The following is an 18,311-nucleotide window of genomic DNA, read 5'->3' as shown; positions in this document are numbered from 1 at the left end:
CGAGGGGCGGCTCCTGACGCCCCTCACCACGCGTTGCCTGGGAGCATCCGACATGTCAGCGACCACGCGCCCCGCGCCGCCCCTGGCCGTCGGGCAGTCGACCGCCACGGGCAGTGTGGAGAACCCGAACCCGAGGTCGCCGGGCGGCGGCACCGAGCCGGTCGCCCGGCGTGTGCTGGTCGTATCGGCCGACATCGGCGGCGGCCACGACGCCACCGGGCGCGCCCTGGCCGAGCGGGTCCATGCACTGTGGCCGGGCAGCCAGGTGGGCTGGGTCGACACCCTCGACGTGATGGGCCGCGGGGTCGGCCGCTCGTTCCGGCGCACCTACCGCACCAACGTCGGAGCGACACCCTGGTTGTACGAGTTCTTCTGGGCCTCGATCTGGCGGCACCGCTGGTTCGCCACCTCCTCCAAGTGGTTCACCGGAGCCTGGGCCGGCCGCCGACTCGCTCCGGTCATCGAGGCGTTCGACCCGGACCTGATCGTCTCCAGCTATCCGCTGGGCAGCGCCGGGCTCGCCTGGCTGCGTCGGCGTCGTGGTCTCGGCGTTCCGGTCGGGGCCTGGGTCTGCGACTTCGCCCCACACCCGTCCTGGGTCTACTCCGAGCTGGACCTGGACCTGGTGGTCCATCCGGCGGCACTCCCCGTGGCGGCGATCGCCGCACCGGGCGTATCGCTGGGGGTGTGCGCGCCACCGGTCCTCGACCGGTTCCACCCGGGCGACCGGGCCGAGGCCGCCCGGCGCTGCGGTCTGGATCCGGACCGCGCGACGGTGGTGGTCGCCTGCGGTTCGTACGGCTTCGGACATGTCGAGGAGGCCATCCGCGCACTGGTCGGCATCGGCGACGCGGTACAGGTGGTCGCGGTCTGCGGACGCAACGAGCGACTGGTCGCCCGGCTGGCGACGCTGCGCCCGCCGCCCGGCCGGCTGCTGGTTCGGCGTTGGGTCGACGACATGCCCACCCTGCTGCGGGCCGCCCAGTTGGTGGTGACCAACGCGGGCGGGGCCACGGCGCTGGAGGCGTGGGCCACCGGCACGCCCATCGTGATGTACCGGCCCATCGCCGCGCACGGTGTGGCCAACGCCGCGCTGATGACCGCCGCCGGCCTGGCCGAGACGGCGCGCAGTCCCGGTGCGCTCGTCGCCTGCGTCCGCAGCCGGCTCGTCGGCCGGCACCCCACCGGTCCGATCGCCCCCGCGGCCCACCCCCACCTGCCGGACCTTGGGCTGCCCGCGGTCGCCGACGCGCGGTTGCCGACAGGCGACACCCGCCCGGACCACCCGCCGGCGATCGGCCGACCGGCCAGCTGGCCGCTGCGATCCCAGGACGCGTTCTTCTGGCACGTGCAGTCGGAAACGGTGGCCCAGCAGATCGGCGCGGTACTGGACCTCGGCCCCCGGCCGGACGGCGGGGCGCTCACCAGAGCGGATCTCATCGCTCTGCTGGCCCGGCGGCTGCCCGCCATCGCCACCCTGCGCCGCCGGCTGGTCGAGCGGGGCCGGTGGCGCCGGCCCGGCTGGGTGGTCGACCGGTACGTCGACCCCGCCGCCCACCTCGACGAGGTCACGGTCGCCCCCGGCGACGACGGCAGTGCCGCCGTGGACCGGTTCTGGTCCCAACCGCTGGCCGACGACCGTCCGCTCTGGCGGTTGCTGCTGGTCGGCGGCCTGCCTGACGGGCGTACCCGGGTGGCGATCAAACTGCACCACTGCGTCGGGGACGGGATGTCCCTGATCGGCACCCTGGGCCGGCTGCTCGACCCCGCCGACGGCCGACCGTCCGATACGGAACGGACGGCACCGGCCTCGCCCGAACGGGTCCCCGCCGACGCGCCCGAGCGGAGCGGACTGGGCAGCCGGCTCGGGCGCACCGCACGCGGCCTGGCCCGGCTGGCCAGCCAGGGACCGGCACCGGCCACCGCGTTCAACCGTCCGGCCGGTTCGCCGCACCGGCGGTTGATCACCGCGGCCCTGCCGGCCGCCGAGGTGCTCGCCGCGGCGCGGGCCTGTCAGGTGCACGCCAGCGAACTGATGCTCGCGCTCACCGCCGCGGCGCTGGGCGCCGCCGCGCCGGAAGGAACGCCGCCGCGCCTGCGGGCGATGTTCGCGGTCTCGCAGAACCCGCGGTGGCGGGCTCCCACCCAGGGCAACTGGACCGGGGCGGTCACCCTCGATCTTCCGTTGGGGCGGTCTTCGGCACAGGCCCGGGTCACGGCCGTACGGCAGTCGCTGCGCACCGCGTTGCTGAGCGGGGAAGCCGAGGCGGCCGGCCTGGTCATGCGGGCGATGGGCGTCCTTCCCGCGCCGCTGCACGCGGCACTGGCCCGACGTGTCTACACCAGCCGGCATCTCAACGTCATCGTCTCCTACATGGCGGTGCCGTGGGACTCCCGGATGCTCGCCGACGCCCCGCTTCAGGCGGCCGCCCCGGTGGTCGCCCTCGCCCAGGGCGTGCCACTGGGAATCGGGGTGCTGCGCTTCCGGGACACCGTCGAGATCGGTGTGCTGATGGACGAGTCGCTGGCCCACACCGGCGCCGCGTTCGTCGACGCTCTGCGCACCAGCCTGGCCGAGCTGCGCCGCGAGGTCGACGCCGGCCGGAGCGACGACGCGAGCGACGACAGCGGTTCGTCCGACCGGGCGCCGGACGGCGGACCGACCGGGCGGCGGCGCGAGGGGTCGGCTCCGCCCCGGGTGCCGCGGTGCGCCTGACCGGGGCGGTGGTCCTGGTCACCGGCGCGTCGTCGGGGATCGGAGCGGCGGTGGTGCGGCGGCTCACCCGCGCGGGAAGCCAGGTCGTGGCCGCCGGCCGGAACCCGGACCGGCTCGCCCGGCTCGCCGCCGAGACCGGTGCCGCCACGCTGCTGGCCGATCTGGCCCGGCCCGGTGCCGGCCGGGAGCTGGCCGAGCGGGTCCTCGCCCGACACCGGCGGGTGGACGTGCTGGTCAACAACGCCGGCGTCGGCTGGGCGGGCCCGTTCGCCGGGATGCCGGACGCGGTCGCCGACGAACTGCTCGCGGTGAACCTGCGGGCGCCGGTCGAGTTGACCCGGGCGTTGCTGCCCGGGATGTGCCACCGCGGCGGCCATCTGGCGTTCGTGAGCTCGATCGCCGGTCGCCTCGGCGTGGACGGAGAAGCCGTCTACGCGGCCAGCAAGGCCGGCCTGGACATCTTCGCGCAGAGTCTCCGGCTGGAACTGGCCCCCCACCGGGTCACCGTCAGCGTGGTCGTCCCCGGGGTCGTGGACACACCGTTCTTCGCCCGCCGGGGCCAGGCGTACCGCCGTCGCCGGCCGCGGCCGCTGCCGCCGGAGCGGGTGGCCGACGCGCTGGCGACCGCGATCACCCAGGACCGGGCCGAGGTCTACGTGCCAGGCTGGCTGCGTCTGCCGGTGGCGGTGCGGGGACTGCAGCCGGCGCTGTACCGGCGCCTGGCTGCCCGCTTCGGCTGACCGGCGGCGCTGCCTGGTTCGGCTGACCGGCGGCCAGCCTGGCGTAGCCCCTCAGTTCCTGCGCATCGCCCGCAGCGACTGCCGCAGGGAGGACATGGTGGCCAGCACGGCGGTCGGCTCGTACCCGCAGTGCGCCATGCAGTTGGCGCAGCGCGGGTCGTTTCCCCGGCCGTAGCTGTCCCAGTCGGTCGAGTCCAGGAGTTGCTGGTAGCTGGAGGCGTATCCGTCGGCCATCAGATAGCAGGGACGCTGCCAGCCGAGCAGCGAGTACGACGGGATCGCCCAGGCCGTGCAGGGAAAGTCCACCCGGCCCTCGAGGAAGTCCAGGAACAGCGGCGAGTGGTTGAGCCGCCAGCGGCGACGCCGCCCACCGGCGAAGGCCTTGCGGAACAGCTCCCGGGTCTCCACGACGCCCAGGAAGTGCTCCTGGTCCGGTGCCTTCTCGTAGGCGTACGCCGGGGAGAGCATCATCTCGTCCACGCCCAGGTCGTCGTTGAGGTAGTCGAGCACCTCGATCACGGTCTGCGGGGTGTCGGTGTTGAAGAAGGTGGTGTTGGTGGTGACCCGGAACCCGCGCCGCTGGGCCTCCCGGACGGCGGCCACCGCTTCGTCGAAGACGCCGTCCTTGCAGACCGCCGCGTCGTGCCGCTCCTTCAGCCCGTCGATGTGCACGGTGAAGGCGAAGTACGGCGACGGACGGAACTTGTCGATCTTCTTGGGCAGGAGTACGGCGTTGGTGCACAGGAAGACGAACTTCTTTCGCCGCACGAGTTCTTCGACGAGAGTGTGGATCTCCGGGTGCATGAGCGGCTCGCCACCGGCGATGGAGACCATCGGCGCCCCGCACTCCTGCACGGCGGCGAGGGCCTGCTCCACCGGCATCCGGCGCTTGAGCAGGTGCGCCGGCTGTTGGATCTTGCCGCAGCCGGCGCACGACAGGTTGCAGGCGAACAGCGGCTCCAGCTCCAGCAACAGCGGGAACCGTTTGCGGCCACGCATCTTCTGTTCCATCAGGTAGCTGGCGATCCGCAGGCTCTGGCGCAACGGCATGCTCACGGCTGACGTACCTCCTTGGGAAGGGTGAAAGCGACGTCCTCGACGGTCGTAGTGTGCTCACTCACCTCCCTCGCCCCCAGCCCGGTGAGCGCGGCGACGACCTCGTCGACCAGCGCGGGCGGCGCCGAGGCGCCGGCGGAGACGCCGACCGTCCCGGCGCCGGCCAACCAGCGCAGGTCCACCCGGCTGACGTCGTCGATCAGGTAGGCCCGCGCGCCGGCCCGCTCGGCCACCTCCACCAGCCGCCGTGAGTTCGAGGAGTTGTCCGAGCCGACCACCAGGACGACGTCGGCCCGGGCGGCGACCTCGGTGACGGCCCGCTGGCGGTTGGTGGTGGCGTAACAGATGTCGTCGGAGCCGGGGCCGGTCAGCGCCGGGAACCGGCGGCGCAACGCGTCGACGACCCCTGCCACCTCGTCGGTCGCGAGGGTGGTCTGCACCAGGTAGGACACCCGGTCGGGATCGTCCACCGGCACCGTCTCCGCCGCGGCCGGGTCGGGCACCAGGCGGATCCGCGCGGGTGCCTCGCCGAGCGTGCCCTCGGTCTCCTCGTGGCCGGCATGCCCGATCAGCAGCACGGTGTCGCCCCGGCCGGTGAACCGGCGCGCCTCGGCGTGCACCTTCGCCACCAGCGGACAGGTGGCGTCGATCACCGGCAGCCCCCGCTCGACGGCTTCCCGGCGCACCGCGGGCGCCACGCCGTGCGCGGAGAAGACGGTGAGGCCGCCGGCCGGCACCTCGTCGAGTTCGTCCACGAAGATCGCGCCGCGGGCCTGAAGGTCGGCCACCACCCGGGCGTTGTGCACGATCTGCTTGCGGACGTAGACCGGCGGGCCGTGCTGGCGTAGCGCCTGCTCCACCACCGCGATCGCCCGCTCCACCCCGGCGCAGAAGGACCGGGGCGAGGCCAGCACGACCTGCCGCAGGCTGCTCGCCCCCGCCCACTCGGCCAGCGCCGCTGCCACGGTGGGCAGCACCCCCAACGCGGTACGGACCCGGCGGAGGGTGGCCGGCCGGTACAACGAGCCGGCCGCGGTGTCGGCGACCACCCGGACGCAGGCCGTGGGTAGGTCGGCACGACCGGCCAGCAGCCACGCCGATTCGCAGTCGACGACCAGCGCGCCGGCCGCGGCCAGCCGTGCCCGGGCCGCGCCGTCGATCAGCCGGTCGGTGCTGATCACGGGGCCGACGTGCACCCGCAGTCCGCGGCGGCGCAGGGCGGCGGCGAGCAGGGGAGCGTTCGGCATCCGCAGCTCGCCCGGCGGACCGTGCTGGGCCTGCGGGTCGACCAGCACCTCGCTGGCCACCACGACGTCGCCGGAGAGCAGCCCGGGGGCCAGCCCGCCGCCGATGCCGGCGACGGCGACCGGGTCGCTACCGGCCGGGCGGCGGGCGGTTGCCGCCCGGGCGCGCCGCGGTCCGACGCCGGTGTGGCGCACCGCCGGTCGTCCGGGCGAATCGCGGCCGGCCAGCCCGCGTCGCAGCGCGGACGCCTCCGCGCGCATCGGCGCGTACAGCGTCCAGGTCGGGCTGTCCGCCGGTCCGGTCACGGCAGTGCCTCGGCGTCGAGGCCGGTGGCGCGCGCGTTCAGGATCCGGCCGAGGGCGCTGATCGGGAAGACCAGCCGGTACAGGCCGTAGTTGATGTAGAAGTCGCCGGGGAAGCCGGTCCCGGTGTACTGCGGCTCGTCCCAGCCGCCATCCGGGCGCTGGGTGGCGACCAGCCAGCGCACCCCGCGAGTGGCCGCCTCCCCCGCCCCGTGGCCGGCGGCGTGCAACGCGAGCAGCGCCCACGCGGTCTGCGACGCGGTGGACTCGCCGCGCCCGACCCAGGCCGGATCCCGGTAGGAACGCAGGTCCTCGCCCCACCCGCCGTCGGCGTTCTGATGCGCGAGCAGCCAGTCGAGTGCCCGGCGGATCGCCGGGTGCCCGGGCCGCAGTCCGGCGGCCACCAGCGCCGGCACCACCGCCCCGGTGCCGTAGACGTGGTTGGCTCCCCACCGGCCGAACCACGAACCGTCCGGCTCCTGGGCCCGCAGCAGCCAGGCCACGCCACGGCGCACCGGCACCGTGTCGGCGAAGTTCTCCGCCGCCAGGGCCTCGACGATGTGCGCGGTCACGTCGGCGCTGGGCGGGTCGATGACCTCACCGAAGTCACAGAACGGCAGGTCACCGAGGACCGCGCGGGTGTTGTCGGCGTCGAAGGCGGCCCAGCCGCCATCGCGGCACTGCATGCCGAGCATCCAACGGGTGGCCCGCAGCACGGCCGCGTCGGCCCGAACGTCGGTGCGGCGCAACGCCAGGATCACCTCGGCACTGTCGTCGGTGTCGGCGTACCCGTCGTTGTCGAACTCGAAGGCCCAGCCGCCGGCCGGGGTGTTCGGCCGGCGGACCGCCCAGTCGCCGCGGACCCGGATCTCCTCGCTGAGCAGCCAGGTGCCGGCCCGGGTCAGGGCGGGGTGCCCGGCCGGCAGCCCGGCGTCGGAGAGTGCGGTGACGGCGAGGGCGGTGTCCCAGACCGGTGACTGGCACGCCTCCAGCCAGCGCACGGTTCCGTCCGCGGTCTGCTGGCGCACCGTGAACCCGTCCAGCCCGGCCAGGCCGGCACGCAGGACCGGGTGGTCCAGCGGGTAGCCGAGCAGGTGCAGCGCCATCAGCGAGTACACCCAGGGAGGCTGGATCCCACCCCAGGATCCGTCGGCCTCCTGGCGCGCCACGATCCACTCGGCGGACCGGCGCAGCGCGTTTCGGCGCAGCGGGCCGCGGGCGATCCGCTCGTAACCGGCGGCCAGCCGGTCCAGGCGGTGCAGCACGCCGGGCCGGGAGAGCAGCCGGGGAGGCCGCGGCGGCGCCGCGTCGGTGCACAGTTCGTCGACGGTGAACCCGAGGTCCCGCACCGGACGCAGCGCGCGGACGATCGACAGCGGGACGATGGTCTGCCGCGCCCAGCAGGCGAAGTCGTAGATGTTGAACGGCATCCAGGACGGCAGCAGCACCAGCTCGGGTGGCACGGCGGGCAGCCGGGACCAGGGCCAGTGCCCGAACAGGGCCAGCCAGAAGCGGGTGAATACGCGGCTCGCCGCCAGGCCGCCGTGGTCGCGGACGAACGCGGCGGCGCTCGCCATGTGCGGCGCCTCGGGCAGGTCGCCGGCCAGCCGCAACGCCAGGTACGCCTCGATCGTGGTGGACAGGTCCCCCGGGCCGCCGTGGAAGGTGGCCCAGGAGCCGTCGGGCCGCTGCTGGGACCGGATCCAGCGGGCGGACTCGACGGTCTGTTCGGCGGTACGGATGCCCAGGAACTGCCGCAGCATGAGGTCCTCGGCGTCCATGGTCACGTTGCTGGCCAGGTTCCCCTTCCACCAGCCGGCGTCGTCCTGCAGCCCGAGCAGATGGTCGCGGGCACGGCGCAGGGCTTCCCGGGCGGCGTCGGACGGGGCTTCGCCCCCCGGTGGGGCCGTGACGACGGACCCGGTGGGCTTCGAGGAGAGCAGCTCGGTCATCAGTGATCCCGTCCGGTGATGAAGGTGGCGATGTCGGCCAGTTCGCGCCGCACGTGGTCGGGCAGGTCCAGAGCGGCCAGTTCCGCCCGGGCCTGTTCGGTCTCCAGCGCCGCCCGCTGTCGCGTCCAGTCGCGCGCCCCGGTCGCCTCGATCAGTGCGGTGGCCCGGGCCACGTCGTCGTCGGCCAGCGGCGCCGGCGACCGGTACAGCTCGGCGAGGGCCCGGCCGGCGCTGCCGCCGTCGGTCACCGCTCGCACGACGGGGATGGTGCGCTTGCGGGTGCGCAGATCGGAGCCGACCGGTTTGCCGGTGCGCCGGGGATCGCCCCAGATACCGAGCAGGTCGTCGACGAGCTGGAAGGCCAGCCCGAGGTGGAAGCCGAATCGGGACAGCCCCTCGACCAGCCCGGCGGGGCCGCCGCGGAGCAGCGCCCCGAGCGCGCACGAGCCGGACAGCAGGGCGGCGGTCTTGTCGCCGGCCATGGTCAGGCACTCGTCGAGCGTGACGTCGTCGCGGTGTTCGAAGGCCAGGTCGTCGGCCTGTCCGCGAATCAGCGACCGCACGTCCAGGGCGAGCCGCCGCACCGCCGGGCCGCCGCCGGCAACCTCGGCGAGGGCCTCGTAGGCCAGCCCGATCAGGGCGTCTCCGGCGAGGATGGCTCGGCCGACGCCGAACACGGTCCAGGCGGTGGGCCGATGGCGGCGCTCCGTGTCACCGTCCATCACGTCGTCGTGCAGCAGGGAGAAGTTGTGCGCCAGTTCGACCGCGGCCGCCGCCGGCACGCCGGCCTCGGGCTCGGCCCCGGCGGCCTGGGCCGACAGCAGCGCAAGCGCCGGGCGCAGCCCCTTGCCCTGGCACACGGCGGATGATCCGTCGGCGTTCCAGTAGCCCATCTGGTAGCCGGCGACCAACCGGTTGCCCGGGTCCAGCCGGTCCAGCAGCGCCCGGATGGCCGGTTCCACGTGGGTCTGGATCTGGCTGGTGCTGTGGCTGTGCGCAATGGTCATCGTGCGGCCTCCGTGTGGTGTCGGGGCCGGGACGCGAGCTGGCGGGCGACGACGTCCGCGGCCTCCTGGCCGCTGCGCACCGCGCCCTCCATCGTGTCCGGCCAGCCCGTGTCGGTCCATGCGCCGGCCAGCACCAGCCCGGGTAGGCGGGTGGCCGTGGCCGGCCGGTACGCGCGGGTGCCGGGTGCCTGCCGGAAGGTGGCCCGCGGTTCCCGGGTGACGAACGCGTCGCGTACCGGGGTGTGCCGCGCGGCGGGGAACAGCGCGGCGAGCGCCGCGCGTTGGGTCGCCACCAGTTCGGCGGCGGGCCGCTCGATCTCGGCGTCGGCGGCCGACAGGGACACCACCAGGTGCTGCTCGCCGTCCGGGGCCGGACGAGTGAAGATCCACTGTGCCGGAGACTCCACGGCCGCGGCCATGGCCAGCTTCGTGACCCGGTGGGCGTAGCGCAGGTGCACGTTGACGATCGGTGCCGCGCCGAGTCGCTGCCAGTCCCCGGCGCCGGGCGCGGCGACCGGCGGGACCAGAGAGGCCGCAACCTGGTGCGGCACGGCCAGGACGACGGCGTCCGCGGCGATCTCGCCGTCGTTCATGCCGACGCGGAAGCCGCGGGTTTCCGGGTGGATCCATCGCACGCGGGTCCGGGTCTGCACGTGGACGCCGAGCCGGTGCAGCAACCGCCTGGCCGGGGCCGCGTGCAGGTCGATCAGCGGGACCATCGGACGGCCGATGTCGCCGGCGTCGGCGGCGTCGAGCAGTCCGGTGCGGAACACGCGGGCGGCCAGCGCCAACGACGCGTGGGCGCTGGGCAGGTTCAGGGCGGCCACGGTGACCAGATCCCAGAGCCGACGCACGGCGCGATCGCCCTGGCCGTGGTCGGCGAGCCAGTCGCCGAAGCTGCGGTCGTCGGTTTCGGGCAGGTCGGGGTCCACGTGCCGCAGCGCGGCGGCGGCTCGCACGGCGGCGAGCCGCTCCGCGGGGGCGAGCAGCCGGTAGCTGGCCAGCGCGGGCAGCAGATGCGCCGGCGCCGGTAGCCGGCGGCGGGCCAGCAGGTGCGGGGCCCGTCCGGGGACCAGCACCGGCACCGCGAACCGCGACTGCACGTCGGCGTCGCCGGCGACGCCGAGCCGGTCGAGCAGCCCGCGGTAGGCGTGGTAGCAGCGGAGGAAGACGTGTTGACCGGTGTCCACGGCCAACCCGTCACGGCGGAAGGAGTAGGTGGCTCCGCCGAGCTCGGCTCGGCTTTCCAGCAGCGTCACCGCCAGTCCCTGGTCGGCGAGCCGGACCGCCGCAGCGATGCCGGCCAGGCCGCCCCCGATGACGCACACGTTGCCGGCTCCGCCAGGCACGGGGGCGCTCATACGGAGCGTCCGACGAGCGCGCGCGCGGCCACCCACGCCTTCTCCCGCCCGGGCAGAGACACCCGGCTGCGGGTGACCGCCAGCGGGTCCGCCGCGATCCGGGCGAGCAGTCGGCGGTAGATGCCGGCCATCGCGGCCGTGCAGGCCGCGCTGCGCCGGTCCAACAGGGGCAGCAGCCGCAGCCCGGTGTCGTACCACTGCGCGGCCCGACGCGCCTGGAAGCGTACGAGCTCGGACAGCCGCTCGGGAGGGTCGACGAACCGGGCGCCGTCCAGCCGCAGGGTGCAGCCGAACCGGTCCAGGTCCTCGGCCGGCAGGTAGATCCGCCCGTCGACCCGGTCCTCGACCAGGTCACGCAGGATGTTGGTCAGTTGCAACGCCACGCCCAGCGCGTCGGCCAGCGGTTGAGCCCGGCCCGGGTCGGCGGTGCCGAAAACCCCGAGGGAGAGCCGGCCGATCGAGCCGGCCACGCAGCGGCAGTACCAGTGCAGGTCGTCGAAGGTGTCGTACCGGCGGCCGGTCACGTCGGCGGCGCACCCGTCGATGAGTTCGTCGAAGGCCGCCAGCGGGATCGGCATCCGGACCGCGGCGTCGGCGAGGGCAGTGAGCACCGGATCGCCGTCGTCGTCATCGGGCAGCAGGTGCAGCGCCGCCCGGGTCCGCGCGAGGTGGTCCAGCTTCTCGTCGGGCGGCATGGTGCCGTCGCCGATGTCGTCGATGCGTCGGGCCGTGGCGTAGATGGCCGACAGGGCGCGGCGTTTCAGCGGCGGCAGCAGCCGGATGCCGTACGCGAAGTTGGCGGCCTGGCTGCGGGTGATCTGCTCGCAGCGCCGGTAGGCCGTGTCGATGTCGCCGATCGTGGTCATCCGGCGCTCCTCACGGCGGCGGTCAGCCAGCGGTGCAGGATGCGCTTGCCCTCGGGGCGGACCGTGGCCCGCAACGGGTCGTGGTCGGCCGCCGCCAACGCGTCGAGGGTGGCCCGGCCGCCGGCCAGGTAGCCGCTGACCGCGAGCCGGGCCCAGCCGTGCAGGCCCGCGACGAGCGTGGCGCCGGCGTCGAGCCATGCTCGAGCCCGCTCCGCCTCGAACTCGATCAGGTCCCGGAGCTGACGGCTGGCGGTGGGGCGGGCGAGGTCGGCCTCGGTGACGTCGAACCGGCCCATGTCCTCTGCCGGCAGGTAGATCCGGTCGCGGCGGTGATCCTCGGCCACGTCCTGCAGGTGCTCGACGAGCTGCAACGCCGTGCAGACCCGGTCGGACAGGGCGATCCTCGCCTGTCCGGCCTGCCCGAAGACGTGCAGGACCAGTTCGCCGACCGGATTGGCCGACAGGGTGCAGTAGTCGACCAGCTGGTCGAAGGTGGCGTACCGGGTCACCCGCTGGTCGACCCGGTTCGCCTCGATCAACCGGACGAGCGCGTCGAGGGGCAGCCGGCACTCGGCCACGGTGGGGGCGAGGGCGCTCACCACCGGGTGGGTCACCTCGCGGTCGGCGTAGAGGGACCGCAGGTCGGCCTCGATGGCGTCGAGAGCGGCGAGCCGGTCGGTCGGGCCGGGCAGGGGTTCGTCCCCCAGATCGTCGACCTGGCGGGCGTAGGCGTAGACCGCGAGCAGGTGGCGCCGGTACCGGCCGGGCAGGATCCGCAGCGCGACCGGAAAGTTCTCCTGCGACCGGGCCTGCTCGACCCGGCGTACCGCCGTGACAGCCGTGCGTTGGCTCATCAGCATTCCTTCCTGGCCGGGCACAGGGCCGACGGTGTCTGCCCGTCCGGGCAGTGCGGTCAGCCGGGTGCGAAACGCAGGTTCGCCGGTGTCGTAGGGCGTCCCGCTCGTGGCGGGGCTGGAGCGATCTGTGCAGGACCGCGCGCGGCGATGGGCGGCGCGGGTGGCGCCGGGAGCCACGCCCCCGGAACCCGCTGGAATTCACCTTAACCATGCAGATCGGTGCCAATTCCTTGATTCGCGCCAAATCGTCCGAGCCGCGCGCGCCCGTGAGTGTCCTGGCTCATGTGGTTCCCGGTCGCTGCGACGCGGCCGCCGTAGCCACGTCGACCGGGTAGGTGCGCCGGGCGGCAACCAGGATGAGGCCGTTGGCCAGCAACGGAACGAGCATGATCAGGAACGTGTCGCGCAGGCCGACGCCGTCGGCCTGCCCCGCCGCACCCCCGAACCGGTCGGCCAGCCACCCGAAGGTGGCCGGTGCGGCGGCCTCGGCCACGAGCCGCAGGACCGTCCGTACGCTCTCCGCCCGCCCCCACAACTGGCCGGGGACGATGTCCAGCCGGGCCGCGTCCAGCGGCGGGTTGGCAGCCGCCAGCGCGGCCGCCCCGAGCGCGATCAGCGGCAGCGCCGCGACCAACGAGGGCAGCCACACCCCGGGGACGAAGAAGATCGCCGCGGCGACGTAGCCGGCCGCCGGGACGAGGATCCGGACGCCGAGGTGGCCCCGGGCCAGCGCCCGGTCGGCGAGCCGGCCGGACAGTGCCACACCGGCGAGCGCCGCCACCCCGATCACCAGCAGCGGACCGGCGAGCGCCATCTGCGAGATCCCGAAGTGCCGGACCGCGAAGACGACGACGAAGGTGCGCAGACCCGCGGAGAAGAAATATCCTGTCGCCGAAGCCACGATCAACACCCGGTTGGTGGGGATCGACAGCAGGTAGATCACGGCTCGCGCGAGCGACCACCGGTTCGGATCCTCCCGCAGCACCCGGTCCGGGACCGGCTCTATGCCGTGAGTGGAGACCGCCGCCTGCGCGCGGTCGGCTGCCTGGCGCCCCGGGCCCTGCTGCCCCTGCCCCGATCCGCCCTGCTGCCGGGAGGGCCAGTCCGCACCGCCCCGGGCAGGCTCGGGCAGCAGTCGCCACAGTGCCCACGCCAGCCCCGCGCTGACCCCCCCGAGCAGGAAGAACGCGGCCCGCCAGGAGAGCGCCGCGGCCACCTCGTCGCCGACCAGCAGACCGATGCCGGCACCGATGATCTCGCCGGTGAGAATCCAACCGAGGACGGTCGCGCGCTCGGCCGGTGGGATGAAGTCCCCGGTCAGGGAGACCACCACCGGGCCGGCTGCGGCCACCCCGGCGCCGAGCAGCAGCCGGGATGCGAGCAGCCACCGGTAGTCGGGCGCCAGACCGCCGGCGATCATGGCGGCCGCCCACACCGCGACGGTGATCACGAGCAGGCGTACCCGGTTGGTCCGGTCGGCGAGGACACCCAGCGGCACGCAGGCCAGGACACCCACTCCCGACGACGCCGTGGCCAGCAGGCCGAGCTGGGCTTGGCCGATGCCCAGCCCCGCCTCCAGCTGCACGGCCGCCGCACCGATCGTGCCGATGTCCGCGCCGTTCAGCGCGAGCACCATGGCGAGCAGGAGCACGACACGGCGCATCCCCGGCCGGGCCGGGAGCCCGCCGGTCAGCCGTGCGCCAGGGCGGTGGCCGTGCTGGCCCCGCCCGCCCGAACTGGCCATCGCCGCCCGACCCGCCGTCGTCGGACACCGGTCGGTGCCCTGTTCCCCGACTCTGCCGCAACGGCGAGGCGCTCACGGCACAATCAGGGAGCGGGATCGACGACGACCCCAGCGGGACCTCCGATGACGGATCCTCCGGTTAGGATCCCGATGCATGCCCGATACGGACAGGGAGGCCGCGATGGCGGATACCACGTCGGAGGTACGGCCGGTGCCGGAGCAGTCGCCGTCGGCGCGCATCGATCCGTCCGTGCCGCATCCCGCCCGCCGCTACGACTACTGGCTCGGCGGTAAGGACAACTTCGCGGCGGACCGGCAGTCCGGCGACGCGGTCGCCGCCGCGTACCCGGCGATCCGGACCACGGTGATCGAGAACCGCCGCTTCATGCAGCGGGCCACCCGGTATCTGGCCGAGGCTGCCGGCATCCGGCAGTTCCTCGACATCGGGACGGGCATCCCGACCAGCCCCAACATGCACGAGGTCGCCCAGGGGATCGCCCCGGAGTCGCGGGTCGCGTATGTCGACAACGACCCGATCGTGCTGGCGCACGCACGTGCCCTCTTGACCAGCTCACCGGCGGGCTCCACCGCGTACGTCGACGCGGACCTGCGTGACCCGGAGCGGATTCTCAGCCACCCCGACATCCGCGCCACGATCGACTTCGACCGTCCGGTCGGGCTGATGCTCGTGGCGATGCTGCACTTCCTCACCGACGCCGACGACCCCTACGGGATCACCGGTCGGCTTCTCGAGGCTCTCCCGTCGGGCAGCTACCTGGTGATCTCCCATGCGACCACCGACCTGGTGCCCAGGGAGGTCGCCGCCACCGCGGCGCCGGTCACGACGACCAGCATGATCGACATGGCGTTCCGGACCAGGGACGAGTTCGCCACCTTCTTCGACGGCCTGGAGCTCGTGCCGCCCGGCATCAGCCCGATCACCGAGTGGCACCCCGACACTCCTGCGGAGCAGCGGCTGCCGGCCGCCCAGGCATCCATGTACGGGGCAGTCGCGCGAAAGCCCTGAGCCGACGGACGCGGACGGCCCCCTGGACGACGGACCGGAGCACCAACCGTCATGCCCCTGCAATCCTGGTTCTCCGACGCCAAGCTCGGCATCTTCGTGCACTGGGGCAGCTATGCCGTCAACGGGATCACCGAGTCGTGGTCGATGTTCCAGGGCGACATCTCGCCGGAGGACTACCTGCGGCAGCTCGACGGCTTCACCGCGGGCTCAAGGTCGGCCTCTACTTCTCCCACGCGGACTGGTCCCATCCGGACTACGCCAGCGTTCGGGGCCTGATTGTCGACGCCAACTCGGACAACCCGCTGGCGTACGCCCCACCGGGCCGCGAGGACCCTGGGCGCTGGGAACGGTTCCTGGTGTTTCACCGGGGCGCAGGTCGGCGAGCTGCTCGACCGGTTCGAGCCCGATCTGCTGTGGTTCGACGGGCAGTGGGAGCGCGACGAGAGCCAGTGGTGGTTCGCCGAACTCGGCGAGCAGATCCGGGCCCGCTCACCGCACACCGTCCTCAACGGCCGGCTGACCGGCTTCGGCGACTACGCCACGCCCGAGCAGGGTCTCCCCATCACCGCGCCGGACGGCCCCTGGGAGCTGTGCCTGACGGTCAACGACTCGTGGGGCCACCAGCCGCAGGACCACCACCACAAGTCGGTGCGGCAGCTCATGCGAACCTTCACCGAGGTGATCGGCGCGGGTGGCAACCTGCTGCTCGATGTCGGGCCGACCGCGGACGGCACCATCACGCCCGAACAGGCCGATCGGCTGCTCGGGCTGGGCGCCTGGATCGGACGTAACCGGAACGCTGTCTACGGCACCCGGGCCGGGCTGCCGCCCGGGCACCACTACGGCCCGTCCACGATCTCCGCGGACCGCAGGGTGGTGTACCTGATCTGCTTCGACGCGCCACGCGAGTTCGTCGCGGTGCGGGGCCTGCGCAGCACCGTACGCCGGGTCTGTGTGCTGGGCACCGGCGCGGAGCTGGCGCACCGCGTGGTGGGTGGCTTCGCCGACGTGCCCGTGCTCTACATCGACGCCCCCGCCGCGCTCGACGAGCACGCCACCGTGCTCGCCGTCGAGCTGGACGGCGAGCTGGACCTCCACCGAGGCAACGGGCACGGCTGACGCCGTTGCGTCAGGGTCGCCCGCCGAGCGGAGGCAGCGAATGTGGCGTCGCCGGCCGGCGGGCACCACACGTGCCCCTGCAGCGAAAAGGGAGGATTGACAACTGAGCGTCGTCGGGTCTCCACTGAGTGCAGCAGTCGACGTCGGTCCGACTCTCCCGGCCGGCCCGCCGCCGGCCCTGGGAGAGAACATGGACTCCTCGCCCGGCAAGCCGCCGCAGGACGCCCTGACGGTTCGGCGTCTGCGCCTCGGCATCGGTGTGGTCGGCATCGCGCTGCCGATCGTCCTGACGGTCGGTAACGCGCTGCTCACCGGCAGGTTCATCCTGCTCAGCTCGATCAGCGGCTCCTACTACACCGACATGCGCAACGTCTTCGTCGGTGGCATGTGCGCCATCGGCGTCTTCCTCATCTGCTACCGCTATCGCCGGCTCGACGACGTACTGAGCACGGTCGCCGGTCTGCTGGCGATCGCGGTGGCGTTGTTCCCGACCGCGACCGGCGTTCCGGCCGGCGCGCTCTCTCCCACCGACATCATGATCGGGCGGGTGCATCTGATCTCGGCCACGGCGCTGTTCCTGCTGCTGGCCGTCTTCTGCATCTTCCTTTTCCCCATGCCCGATTGGGCGACCGTGCCGACGACACCGCGGACGCGGGTTCGTAACCGCATCTACCACGCCTGCGGGGGAGTCATCCTCGGCGCCATCGCGCTCGCCGTGGCGAGCAACGCGCTACCCCAGTCCACCCAGGGCACCCTCAAGCCACTGTTCTGGTGCGAGGCGCTCGCGGTGTTCGCCTTCGGCACCGCCTGGCTGGTCAAGAGCGAAGCGCTGTTCAGCGACGAGCAGCTTGAGGGCGGTCCGCCCGGCGGTGGACCGATCCATGATTCGACCACGGGCACACCGAACCCGACCGACGAGCCTGCCAGCCGTTGACCGGACCGGCCCATCACACCGTCAACCTTCGATCTAGCGGATGTTGGCGGTGTGGCCGAGGGAGTAGCGGCCCGGCTGGGGCCAGATGGTCAACCCGTGCGGACCGCTGCCGACCGGAATACGGGCGAGTAGTTTCCCGTCCCGAGTACGGATGACGTAGACCTCGTTGTGATAGCGGCCGGACAACCACAGCGCGGTGCCGTCGGCGGACAGGCCACCCATGTCGGGGCTGCCGCCGCCGGGGATCTTCCAGGTGGTGGTGGGTTTCAGGGTGGTCAGGTCGAGCACGCTGATGCTGCCGGCGTCCCGGTTGGTGACGTAGGCGAGCTTGCCGTCGCGGCTGAAGTAGATGCCGTGGGCGCCCTTTCCGGTGGGGATGAAGCCGGTCTGCCGGGTCGCCTGCGCGTCGAAGACATAGACGCCGTTGGCGTGCATGTCGGCGACCAGGAAGTGTTGCCCGTCCGGGGTGAGGCGGGTGTCCTGCGGCATCCCGTCGGCGGTCTCGGTCAGGGTGAACTGGCGCAGCTTGCGCAGGCTGGCCGTGTCCAGCACGAGCATCCGGTTGGCGAACTCGCAACTGAACATCATGATCTTGCCGTCGGCGGAGTAGTCCATGTGGTTCACGCCCTTGCACTCGGGAAACCGCACCGAGCGCACCCGCCGCCAGTCGGCCAGGTCGTAGAAGTCCAGCCGCTGGTAGGCCTCGGCGACCACGATGGCCTGCCGGCCGTCCGGGGTGAAGTAGAGGTTGTAGACGTCCTCCAGCTTTCGGAACGCGCCGGGCTTGCCGGTCCGCGGGTCGACCGGCACGAGCCCTCCGTCGGGGATCTTGCTGGAGGCGACGTACAGCGTGCGCAGGTCGTACGACGGCACGACGTGCTGCGGCTCGGGGCCGCCCGGGAACGTGCCCACGACCTTGTAGGTGGTCGGGTCGATGACCGACACGTCGTTGCTCTTGGTGTTCGGCACGTAGACCAGCGCCTTGTCGTCCCGTACCGGCTCGGCCAGCATGTTCGGCCCCGCCCCCGCGTACACGTTGCCGGGTGCCGCGTACCCGGGCATCCCCGCGACCAATGGCCCGAACGGCGCCGCCGACGCCGTTCCCGGCGGCGTCGTCGCATGCGGCCGCTGCCGGTCCGCGTCGGCGGTGGTGCAGGCCGCGCCGAGGAGCAGTACCGCCCCTGCCAGGGGCCCGATCCGCCGCCAGGTCGCCACCCTCGGGATCCTAATTGTCGCGTTGTTGCCGATCAGCCGGTTCGGCGGAAGCCAGCCGATGATCCACCCGGCCGAATGACGGTCTCCAGGTCATCCGATCCCGGCCGCTGCCGCACCGTCCTTGCCGGACGAGTTCCGCCGCCGGCTGACGGAGCACAACGGGGCAAAAT

15 protein-coding genes and 1 pseudogene are annotated in these 18,311 nt (G+C 73.3%); 6 read left to right on the top strand and 10 right to left on the bottom strand.

The genetic code is table 11. From position 1 onward, the window contains the following. Positions 1-52 precede the first annotated feature (52 nt). Positions 53-2,716, top strand: coding sequence for a wax ester/triacylglycerol synthase domain-containing protein (locus tag ACNAVT_RS06900; protein ID WP_416293894.1), 2,664 nt, complete (start codon positions 53-55; stop codon positions 2,714-2,716). Then, the gene (locus ACNAVT_RS06895; RefSeq protein ID WP_416293892.1) at positions 2,707-3,456 is read left to right on the top strand and encodes an SDR family NAD(P)-dependent oxidoreductase; all 750 of its coding nucleotides are present in this window, start codon (positions 2,707-2,709) and stop codon (positions 3,454-3,456) included. The genes ACNAVT_RS06900 and ACNAVT_RS06895 overlap by 10 nt, the downstream gene beginning before the upstream one ends. A 51-nt stretch (positions 3,457-3,507) precedes the next feature. On the opposite strand, the gene hpnH is transcribed toward ACNAVT_RS06895, so the two are convergent. The 9 genes and pseudogenes from hpnH to ACNAVT_RS06850 form a co-directional block, all read right to left on the bottom strand. Further along, the gene (gene hpnH, locus ACNAVT_RS06890) at positions 3,508-4,506 is read right to left on the bottom strand and encodes an adenosyl-hopene transferase HpnH (RefSeq protein ID WP_416294190.1); all 999 of its coding nucleotides are present in this window, start codon (positions 4,504-4,506) and stop codon (positions 3,508-3,510) included. Between the two features lie 2 nt (positions 4,507-4,508). Beyond that, positions 4,509-5,465, bottom strand: a complete 957-nt coding sequence (gene ispH, locus ACNAVT_RS06885) for a 4-hydroxy-3-methylbut-2-enyl diphosphate reductase (protein ID WP_416294188.1) — start codon at positions 5,463-5,465, stop codon at positions 4,509-4,511. A 60-nt stretch (positions 5,466-5,525) separates the two neighbouring features. Then, a pseudogene (locus ACNAVT_RS06880) lies at positions 5,526-6,017 on the bottom strand (hypothetical protein); the annotation flags it as partial. Positions 6,018-6,058: 41 nt separating this feature from the next. Continuing rightward, positions 6,059-8,011 (bottom strand): squalene--hopene cyclase, encoded by a 1,953-nt coding sequence (shc, locus tag ACNAVT_RS06875; RefSeq protein ID WP_416293891.1) that lies wholly within the window; start codon positions 8,009-8,011, stop codon positions 6,059-6,061. Then, on the bottom strand, positions 8,011-9,018 hold the full coding sequence (locus tag ACNAVT_RS06870; protein WP_416293889.1) for a polyprenyl synthetase family protein: 1,008 nt from the start codon (positions 9,016-9,018) through the stop codon (positions 8,011-8,013). Before ACNAVT_RS06870 ends, shc begins: the two co-directional genes overlap by 1 nt. Next, entirely contained in the window at positions 9,015-10,367 is a 1,353-nt protein-coding gene (hpnE, locus tag ACNAVT_RS06865) for a hydroxysqualene dehydroxylase HpnE (protein WP_416293887.1), read from the bottom strand. Before hpnE ends, ACNAVT_RS06870 begins: the two co-directional genes overlap by 4 nt. An 8-nt stretch (positions 10,368-10,375) precedes the next feature. After that, entirely contained in the window at positions 10,376-11,245 is an 870-nt protein-coding gene (gene hpnD, locus ACNAVT_RS06860) for a presqualene diphosphate synthase HpnD (RefSeq protein WP_416293886.1), read from the bottom strand. Further along, a complete protein-coding gene (hpnC, locus tag ACNAVT_RS06855) occupies positions 11,242-12,099 on the bottom strand; it encodes a squalene synthase HpnC (RefSeq protein ID WP_416293884.1) in 858 nt (285 codons plus the stop codon). The genes hpnD and hpnC overlap by 4 nt, the downstream gene beginning before the upstream one ends. Positions 12,100-12,382: 283 nt before the next feature. Next, the gene (locus ACNAVT_RS06850) at positions 12,383-13,753 is read right to left on the bottom strand and encodes an MFS transporter (protein WP_416293883.1); all 1,371 of its coding nucleotides are present in this window, start codon (positions 13,751-13,753) and stop codon (positions 12,383-12,385) included. A 274-nt stretch (positions 13,754-14,027) separates the two neighbouring features. Between ACNAVT_RS06850 and ACNAVT_RS06845 the strand changes: the two genes are divergently transcribed. The 4 genes from ACNAVT_RS06845 (at position 14,028) to ACNAVT_RS06830 (ending at position 16,926) form a co-directional block, all read left to right on the top strand. Continuing rightward, a complete protein-coding gene (locus tag ACNAVT_RS06845) occupies positions 14,028-14,873 on the top strand; it encodes an SAM-dependent methyltransferase (protein WP_416293882.1) in 846 nt (281 codons plus the stop codon). Positions 14,874-14,924: 51 nt separating this feature from the next. After that, entirely contained in the window at positions 14,925-15,149 is a 225-nt protein-coding gene (locus ACNAVT_RS06840) for an alpha-L-fucosidase (RefSeq protein ID WP_416293880.1), read from the top strand. Further along, positions 15,150-15,992, top strand: coding sequence for an alpha-L-fucosidase (locus ACNAVT_RS06835; protein WP_416293879.1), 843 nt, complete (start codon positions 15,150-15,152; stop codon positions 15,990-15,992). A gap of 190 nt (positions 15,993-16,182) precedes the next feature. Next, positions 16,183-16,926, top strand: coding sequence for a DUF998 domain-containing protein (locus ACNAVT_RS06830; RefSeq protein ID WP_416293878.1), 744 nt, complete (start codon positions 16,183-16,185; stop codon positions 16,924-16,926). 33 nt (positions 16,927-16,959) lie between these two features. Here the strand turns inward: ACNAVT_RS06830 and ACNAVT_RS06825 are convergent, their stop codons facing one another. Next, entirely contained in the window at positions 16,960-18,141 is a 1,182-nt protein-coding gene (locus ACNAVT_RS06825; RefSeq protein WP_416293876.1) for a beta-propeller fold lactonase family protein, read from the bottom strand. Positions 18,142-18,311: the final 170 nt, after the last annotated feature.

The sequence above is a fragment of the Micromonospora sp. SL4-19 genome, from assembly GCF_047921475.1.
In the GTDB taxonomy this organism is placed as follows: domain Bacteria; phylum Actinomycetota; class Actinomycetes; order Mycobacteriales; family Micromonosporaceae; genus Micromonospora.
Note: the sequence above shows the minus strand (reverse complement) of the source record. Positions and strands in the feature narration are given on the sequence as shown.